The following is a 7,612-nucleotide window of genomic DNA, read 5'->3' on the forward strand; positions in this document are numbered from 1 at the left end:
AAAATGTAATAAGCCTTCTGATTCGGTATAACCAATTTTTTGTACCCATCTCGATTTCATTGTTGTGGGTATATCACAATCTCTTAGTTTTTTTGGCGGTTTAAGCGTGTATTCTTTACCAAACTCTAAGCCATATAACGTATAAGAAAAATAGCGTAAGAATAAGCGTTCTGATGCTTCCTTTAATGCTCGGTAAGCAACTGAGCTATCTACCTTAAATTGTTCCGCATACTCCCCTGCATGTATTGTCAACACAGTATCACTTGTTATTTCTTGGTGCTGATTATTGGCTTTAACCAAAGCCAACCCTATTAAGCGTTGCTCTATAAGACTTAATGTATAACTTGCATCAATCAAAGCATTATTTTTAACGACTAAATCATTTGCCATTTTTTATACATACATTGTTTTTAGTTGTAATTATATTACATTGATTAAATATGTATAGCAATACTGCATAAACGTATAGATAAGACTGCATAAACGTATAGATAAGACTGCATAAACGTATAGATAAGACTGCATAAACGTATAGATATAGGCGCACAAACTATTGATATTTAATTAAAATAAGAGGTCTAAAATTATAAAATTATAAAATTATTAAAAAGAGGGGAAGTGCTTAAAACTGCCCTAGATACTCGCTAAAGCTCGTACTCTATTGAAGCTCGTTCCTCGCTTCGAGGGGCAGTTTTTGGTTAATTCTGTTTGTGAAATCTAAAAGCAAAAATGGATTCGCTTCGCTCATAGAGATTTTTTACTCGCTCACGCTCGATCATCAAGCAAAAGCTATACAGTCGCTTTGCTCGGTTAATCTCGTTTGGCTGCAAAAGGAGGCTTTGTAATCAGGAAAAAGACGGGGCGAAATTTTTATGTTGCTCAATCGCTCGTAGGCACTCGCTTGGTTATTACAGTTGGGAGCAAATAATTTTATTTAGCTGAACTAGGGCGTGTCATCAATTAAGCCATATCATGATTGAAGCAAGGTAGATTGCTGACAGGAAGTTTTGAGCCAATTTATCATAGCGCGTAGCAATACCTCGATACTGCTTGAGCTTGGCGAAGAAGTTCTCGATCAGATGTCTTGCTTTATAAAGATGTTGGTCATAATCACGCTGATCAATCGCGTTACTTTTGGATGGCATCACGATCTGACCCTTGATCTTATGGATTGGATCAATCACCCGATCCTTAGAATTATAGGCTTTATCCATGAGCCAAGTCTGACTTAACGATAAGTCCAGCAGCACATCAGCACCATTTAAGTCATGAGTCTGCCCGGCAGTGAGATAAAATCCTGTTGGGTTGCCTAAAGCATCAGTACGGGCATGAATTTTGGTACTTAAACCACCTTTACTGCGTCCGATTGCCTGTTCTTTTTTTTTCCGGCGCTGTGTTGATGAGCACGCACAATGGTTGAGTCTAGCATGGCATATTCATTATCACTTTCATGTGATAGCACTTCAAAAACTTTCTGCCATACGCCTGCTTTAGCCCAACGGCTAAAGCGAGTGTGCACAACTCTAAAATCCCCAAAGCGTTCGGGTAAGTCTCGCCATGGAATACCTGAACGATACCGATACAATACTGCTTCAACAAATAGCCTGTTATCTTTGGCAGTTACTCCAACAGTACTCGCTCGTCCAGGTAACAGATCCTTAATCTGCTCCCACTGATCATCTCTTAATGCATAGCGTTTAGTCATGAAAAAATAATGAGGACAGGTTAGATTTTCTCAAGCTAATTGATGACAGGCTCTAATTAAAAACGTGGAATATTGATCAAAGATTAGCCGTGGAACGTGAAAAAGCATAAAAAAGCCCGAACTGGGATGCTCGGGCTATAAAATTGAAACTATAGCGTTGAAATTTCACAAGAAATATAACACATTTCGTATAACGTGTATTATGTTGATTTTAGAAAAATTTAATAATCAAGTTAAGTAAATCACTGCCTAAAATAATATTTTAAATAAAAACACTAAAAAATATAATAAAAAAGGGTGCTAGTATTGTCAAAATAAAACCGCTAAAAATTGCTATTTGCACGTCCAATTGCGAACAATTATTTTTTATAAATGGAAGTGTAGAATCCATTGCTGTAGCTCCACAAATACCAATTATAGGATTAGGATAATTTCGTCCAAGAAGATATAGCAAACCTATTGCATAAAACTCTCTAATTAAATCAGTTAATAAGGCAAAAGTTCCATATTCAGCACCTAATGTTTTTCCTATGAGTGGACCTGAAAGAGAAAACCAGCCAAATCCGCTTCCTAAAACTAAAAGTTCAAAAAATGATTTATCTATAATGAATGTTGTTAAATATGCAGCAATGAATAGTGAAAAAATTGTAATTAGTGGTACTTGAAAATGATTAATGGTCAAAGCTTGAATTTTAATTGTTGATAAATCCACACCTACCAAAAATATCAAGATATAAAGAAGAATACTACTTACAGCCTCACTCTCCCAATTACTCGGCAATACAAGATACAAAACCATACCAATAATAACCATTGATATAGCAATCACACACTCTTTGATAGGTTTAAAAATTTCAGATATAGATTTCTTATTTTTACTTGTATTTTTTACTTTTTTAAAAAGTAAAATAAAAGTAATAAAAGTAATAATTGTTGAATAAATAAATGATCCGACAATTACTGTAGTTCCTAGTTCTTTATCAAAAAGAATACTACCAAATTGGAAACCTATTGAAATTAGAAGTAACCAGACTAAGAATGTTATATAACTTACTAAATTATCTCTAGTATTTGAATTTATTACTCGCCCAATTCCCCATCCAAGTATTAAAGATAAGAGAATAGGCAATAAAGAAAATATAAGGTTATTTATCATATTTTTTGTTTCGTTAAAGAGTAGTCAATTAAAATCATCCAACGCTCACCAAGTAAATCTACTTGATCATTATTAATTTTTTTAATTGGTGATACATAATGACATACCGAAGAATCGTGAACAGCAAAACTATCAGAAATATTTTTTAATGTGAATTGACTGTAAATATTTTCATTGTTTACATCATCTAGACGCTTATTTCTTTCATTTGGATGGGCTATATAATTTTCACCGCCTACAATATTATTGCTTCTATAAAGAAGATGAGCAAAGGTAAAAGGTTCTCCATCTTGATGGAAACAATCAGGAGAACTAATGCCTAAACTTTGGTCACAAGTTGAAGTTAATTTAACAAAGTGTATTCCAACATAAATTGGTAAATAATAGTCATTTAACCCAAATGTTAAGTTATAGTCTTCAATAATTATTGAATTCAAATATTTAGAGCTTTTAACATCGTCACTTAAAGCATTAAAATATCTGATAGAGCCATGCTCTGGATTATTATTACCTTGATCATATCCAGATAGTTCTCTTCCATCATCAGTTATTGTAGTCGGTAACCAAATTGGATTTTTTTGCTTTTCCCATGGAAGAATTAGAGCATTTCCATACCTTCTAAAGCGTTGAGTGTTTGATGGTGAAAAGGGATCTTTTTCTAACTCTCTAAATTCATTGAAAATAGTTAATTTTGAGTTAATGTCAACTTCTGAAGCCTTATATTTTATATAACCATTCTGTTGAAAGTCTTCTTGTAATTTTGAAACATCAACTTCTTGATTTAAATTAAATTGATGATTTTCGTTTGGATATTCTTTTCTTAAATTTTGATTCAGCATAGGAAACCTTACTATATAACTTAATATTGTAATACTGCCCAAAAAATATTTAATTTTTATGAAAAAGTAAATTATTTATAATTAATAATCATACTCTTAGGTTTAATAAGTGGTAAATTTTTGTGAATTCTCAATGAAATACCCTCCCATTTAACATAATGGCTGTTATACAAAATTCAGATATTGGAACTAATTCTTACAATAATTTGAGTGATTTTTTAGACTATTAGCGTACATTAGGTTTACGATAGTACATGTTTTGTAAAACATAGGTGATGATATGGCGACAACAAATTTTAATCTGCGACTTGAGCAAGATTTGCGTGATCGGGCATTTCCAGTGTTTGAGCGTTATGGACTGAGCGCATCACAAGCCTTTAAATTGTTTTTAACACAAGTTGCTGAGACCAATAAAATTCCCTTGTCTTTTGATTATGCAGAGACAGAGAATGTGCCGAATAGTGTCACAAGAAAAGCATTGACTGAAGCAAAAAATAGAACTGATTTTTCAGATGCTTATGAAACACCTGAAGAATTTATGAAAGCGATGCAAGAATTAGCCAATGCGTAAGATATTAGCTGAAAGCCAATTTAAGAGAGATATTAAAAAGCAATTTTTAGAGCTAATTACACCTGCATGGGCAGAAGTTCTACATTGCCTTTGTAGCGATATAGTTTTGCCTGAAAAATATTGTGATCATGGTCTTACTGGTGAGTGGGAAGGCTTTAGGGACTGCCACATTAAACCTGATTTAGTATTGATCTATGCCAAGCAAGAAGATTATTTGCAATTGGTACGAATTGGTAGCCACTCGGAATTGTTTGGAAAGCGCAGAAATAAATAGTGAAAAATTTATGTGCTTAGGCATTTCATCTATCTTGGCTCGATGCTTTGAAATATGGCTTTAGCCATGTTTCAAAGTCGGGCAACTTTGCGCTTGCTGTAATCTGATCAGTAATGAGAAAAACCAAGCAAAGTACCGATCATCTAGTATTTTTTAGGGTCAATGCGACACCAATCATAAGTTTTATTTTTGACGTTATTTGGCTCAAATGAATAGCATTTCTTAGTCATAATTCTGACTAGCGTTTCGCCATCACTTTCTCGAATTTGTAGCGGATATTTTTTAAGTACAGCCATATCAGCTCTACGTTCATCAATTTCATCTTTGCTTGGCACGTATAAGAATATTGCCAAAATGAATACCATCACTAAGGCGACAAATGCACTAGCAAAAATGATGATAAATTTTGAGTTCAGTCTGTTTGTGGCTTCGTTTAATGCCTGAATACTGTTATTCAATGCGCCTGTATGCTTCTTATTTGCGATTTCTAGCGACTTTTCAGCCTTATTGAGTACTCCGCTAGCTACTTCATTGTAGAACGTCTCTAATCGCTTGTTATCATCTGCTATGGCTTCTCTGTATTCCTTCATAGATGCCAATAAAATATAGAGTTGGTCGTCTAAATCATTTTGGTTACTCATCGTGACCATCCATCATTATCTAAATTTCGTGATGCCTTACGATTTGCTTGCTCGGCTCGTTGTTTGTCTAGTTCTTGTTGTCGCTTCATTTCCGCTTGGCGTTCCAGTTCTAGGCGTTTGTTTTCTTGGTTTTTCTGCCATTGCTCAAAACCTTGATCGACACGGTTTAAACCACGCTGTAAAACGCTCTCTTTCTGCTGTTTCTGTTGCTCAAGTTGTTGGGTGTTCTGCTGTTTCACATTGTCATTGAAACGGCTGATTTCAGTGTCTATGCCTTGTCTGCGTAATTGGGTGACTTTGCTGCCTTCGTGGATGGTTGCTTGTAGTCCATTATTTTGATCGGCATAGCTGCGGTGGTCTATTTTTTCTCGGTAGCCTGCACGTTCCAATGCCTTGTTGGCTAAGTCTGCCCATGTTTCTCGAATTTGCTTAATATCTTCTTGGGTTGTACCCATACCAAGGCTTTTTCGTTTGGCGTTGCTGAGTTCAATATCGGTTTTGGTGGTCAGGGTGAGTTTATTATCTGTGTCCAGTTCTGCCTTTCGGGTGGTGAGCATGATATGGGCGTGGTGGTTTTTATCATTACCGCCTTTGCTGGGTTCATGGATGGCTAAATCTGCGATCACGTCATAGCGATCAACTAAGGACCTGGCAAATTCTTTTGCCAAGTCCTTACGTTGATCAGCGTCTAATTCATCAGGTAGGGCAATGACCCATTCTCTAGCGGTTCGGGCATCTTTGCGGTTTTCGGTTTTTTCTGCCAAGTTCCAAAGCTCAGCACGGTCAATTTCAATATCTAAATTAGACAGAATTTCAGAATGGGCGACACCATCTTTTCTCGTAAAGTCATGGGTCAGTCCTGTGCGTTCATCTTCTAATTTTTCCCCTGCACGATATGCAGATGATGCAACCGCAGTTCGTCCCGAACTTCGGTTAACCGTTTTAGTGGAACAATGATAAATTGCCATGCAGTCACCTTGGGGTGCTTTTGCTTTTGGGGTTAAGGGGAATCCCCTTACGCTAATGGAGACTTGGATGAAATCCAAGTCGTAAGTGCGCATTTCATGAAAAAAACGATAGCATATTACCCGCTTGAATTTCAATTCATAGGGTCTTATGCTTGAGTGGTTTTCTATATTCCGAAATTAACCGTTATGACTAAATCTGCTGAAAATATTGAAAAGAAAATTGAAGCCCAGTTAGAGAAGCTGAAACAGTTAAAAGCACAGAAACAAGCTATCGAAGCAAGAGAACGTACCAAGCAAAAGGAACAGCAACGAAAAGATGATACTCGGCGTAAAATTCTGCTCGGTTCTTATTTGATTAAAAAAATGCAGAATGAAGCCAATAAAGAAAAAATATTGGCTGAACTCAACGAATATTTAACAGAAAATAGAGATCGACAGCTTTTTGATTTGCCCGATATTGAAGCCTAATTTTTCTTAGCTATTTGGTTTTTTTGTTCGGCTTGATACTCTGGAATGAGCGTATTTAAAACCTTTTGAATATTGTCCTTGTCCTCGATTTGTAAATTATCCCGATAGTAAATTAAGTTCTGTATTTTGCTTTCCATCTGTATTTTTTCGGTTGGTTCGGCATCTTTGGATATTCGGGATAATAGGAAGATATAACCGCATATATTTTCTCTCGCAATTTCATAATTTACGATGTCGAGGTATTCAACGGTCACATGTTTTAGATCGGTTGATAGGTTATTTAATTTAATCATGGCTGAAATCCTGATTTTTCTAATATTGGATAAAGCTCTCTGAATTTTTCAGGCTCTAAAAGCATATCAGCGATACGAATAGCAAATTGTTGGTAGCTTTCTGTACCTTGTGAATATTTCCCCATTTCAGGCATTTCTGACATTTTATTTGCAAATAAATGACGTTGTGGGTCGCTCAATTTTATGAAAAAATCGGGGCTATTGCGATTTTGCTTGGATATTATTTTTTTTGAGGTTTTATCTACTTTAGGCTTCAATGTGAATGAAAAACCAATAATCGTCCGCCCTTGCTTATGTTGTTTATATTTAATCGTATAGTCTGAATGTTGATTCACTTGTTCCACAGCAACATCTAATACTCGTAACTTAAAGTTAGAAATTATTTTATATTGCTTGGGTTCTACACCTAACTGTCCTCGTAACTGCTCTATTGGAATAAGCGGAATATGTCCTACATTTTTCCACTTCATTAATAACTCAAACAACCGAGTGGCGTAGGTACTAGTAAATTCTGTAGTCTGAGAAAGGTAGTAACTTGTAAAATATTCTTTTGAATTGGCAACTAATAAAACAACATCGCTGGTAAGTTGAAAATGTAATAAGCCTTCTGATTCGGTATAACCAATTTTTTGTACCCATCTCGATTTCATTGTTGTGGGTATATCACAATCTCTTAGTTTTTTTGGCGGTTTAAGCG

At 35.4% G+C, this 7,612-nt stretch carries 10 protein-coding genes and 1 pseudogene; 3 read left to right on the forward strand and 8 right to left on the reverse strand.

The window, feature by feature from the left end; translation table 11 throughout:
* The 4 genes and pseudogenes from ACS72_RS12160 to ACS72_RS12180 form a co-directional block, all read right to left on the reverse strand.
* Window positions 1–390: RepB family plasmid replication initiator protein (locus tag ACS72_RS12160; protein ID WP_048882280.1), on the reverse strand; the 390-nt coding region annotated here is incomplete at its 3' end.
* A 566-nt stretch (window positions 391–956) separates the two neighbouring features.
* Window positions 957–1,705: pseudogene (locus ACS72_RS17570) on the reverse strand (IS5 family transposase).
* A gap of 262 nt (window positions 1,706–1,967) precedes the next feature.
* Window positions 1,968–2,861: a lysine exporter LysO family protein gene (locus ACS72_RS12175; RefSeq protein WP_004282254.1), complete on the reverse strand. Its 894-nt coding sequence runs from the start codon at window positions 2,859–2,861 to the stop codon at window positions 1,968–1,970.
* Window positions 2,858–3,700 (reverse strand): 2OG-Fe dioxygenase family protein, encoded by an 843-nt coding sequence (locus ACS72_RS12180; RefSeq protein ID WP_004282255.1) that lies wholly within the window; start codon window positions 3,698–3,700, stop codon window positions 2,858–2,860. The genes ACS72_RS12175 and ACS72_RS12180 overlap by 4 nt, the downstream gene beginning before the upstream one ends.
* Window positions 3,701–3,980: 280 nt before the next feature.
* Between ACS72_RS12180 and ACS72_RS12185 the strand changes: the two genes are divergently transcribed.
* A complete protein-coding gene (locus tag ACS72_RS12185) occupies window positions 3,981–4,271 on the forward strand; it encodes a type II toxin-antitoxin system RelB/DinJ family antitoxin (RefSeq protein ID WP_004282256.1) in 291 nt (96 codons plus the stop codon).
* Window positions 4,264–4,545, forward strand: a complete 282-nt coding sequence (locus ACS72_RS12190; RefSeq protein WP_004282257.1) for a type II toxin-antitoxin system YafQ family toxin — start codon at window positions 4,264–4,266, stop codon at window positions 4,543–4,545. The genes ACS72_RS12185 and ACS72_RS12190 overlap by 8 nt, the downstream gene beginning before the upstream one ends.
* A 143-nt stretch (window positions 4,546–4,688) precedes the next feature.
* Here the strand turns inward: ACS72_RS12190 and ACS72_RS12195 are convergent, their stop codons facing one another.
* Window positions 4,689–5,186, reverse strand: a complete 498-nt coding sequence (locus ACS72_RS12195; RefSeq protein ID WP_004282258.1) for a hypothetical protein — start codon at window positions 5,184–5,186, stop codon at window positions 4,689–4,691.
* On the reverse strand, window positions 5,183–6,154 hold the full coding sequence (gene mobQ / locus ACS72_RS12200) for a MobQ family relaxase (protein ID WP_004809023.1): 972 nt from the start codon (window positions 6,152–6,154) through the stop codon (window positions 5,183–5,185). The genes ACS72_RS12195 and mobQ overlap by 4 nt, the downstream gene beginning before the upstream one ends.
* A 186-nt stretch (window positions 6,155–6,340) precedes the next feature.
* Between mobQ and ACS72_RS12205 the strand changes: the two genes are divergently transcribed.
* Window positions 6,341–6,622, forward strand: coding sequence for a hypothetical protein (locus ACS72_RS12205; protein WP_005254311.1), 282 nt, complete (start codon window positions 6,341–6,343; stop codon window positions 6,620–6,622).
* Here ACS72_RS12205 and ACS72_RS12210 read toward each other — a convergent pair.
* Together ACS72_RS12210 and repM are read right to left on the reverse strand one after the other, a co-directional pair.
* Entirely contained in the window at window positions 6,619–6,915 is a 297-nt protein-coding gene (locus ACS72_RS12210; protein ID WP_004282260.1) for a hypothetical protein, read from the reverse strand. The genes ACS72_RS12205 and ACS72_RS12210 overlap by 4 nt on opposite strands.
* Window positions 6,912–7,612 (reverse strand): replication initiation protein RepM (gene repM / locus ACS72_RS12215; RefSeq protein WP_048882281.1); only part of this gene is annotated, 701 nt, incomplete at its 5' end. The genes repM and ACS72_RS12210, both read right to left, overlap by 4 nt.

Source organism: Acinetobacter sp. VT 511, from assembly GCF_001077515.1.
GTDB classification, from domain to species: Bacteria; Pseudomonadota; Gammaproteobacteria; order Pseudomonadales; family Moraxellaceae; genus Acinetobacter; species Acinetobacter schindleri.

What these genes read in the sequence shown, in the direction of transcription:
- ACS72_RS12175 (WP_004282254.1), bottom strand. Translation starts at nt 2,861, where the DNA reads ATGATAAATAACCTTATATTTTCTTTATTGCCTATTCTCTTATCTTTA.
- ACS72_RS12180 (WP_004282255.1), bottom strand. Translation starts at nt 3,700, where the DNA reads ATGCTGAATCAAAATTTAAGAAAAGAATATCCAAACGAAAATCATCAA.
- ACS72_RS12185 (WP_004282256.1), top strand. Translation starts at nt 3,981, where the DNA reads ATGGCGACAACAAATTTTAATCTGCGACTTGAGCAAGATTTGCGTGAT.
- ACS72_RS12190 (WP_004282257.1), top strand. Translation starts at nt 4,264, where the DNA reads ATGCGTAAGATATTAGCTGAAAGCCAATTTAAGAGAGATATTAAAAAG.
- ACS72_RS12195 (WP_004282258.1), bottom strand. Translation starts at nt 5,186, where the DNA reads ATGAGTAACCAAAATGATTTAGACGACCAACTCTATATTTTATTGGCA.
- mobQ (WP_004809023.1), bottom strand. Translation starts at nt 6,154, where the DNA reads ATGGCAATTTATCATTGTTCCACTAAAACGGTTAACCGAAGTTCGGGA.
- ACS72_RS12205 (WP_005254311.1), top strand. Translation starts at nt 6,341, where the DNA reads ATGACTAAATCTGCTGAAAATATTGAAAAGAAAATTGAAGCCCAGTTA.
- ACS72_RS12210 (WP_004282260.1), bottom strand. Translation starts at nt 6,915, where the DNA reads ATGATTAAATTAAATAACCTATCAACCGATCTAAAACATGTGACCGTT.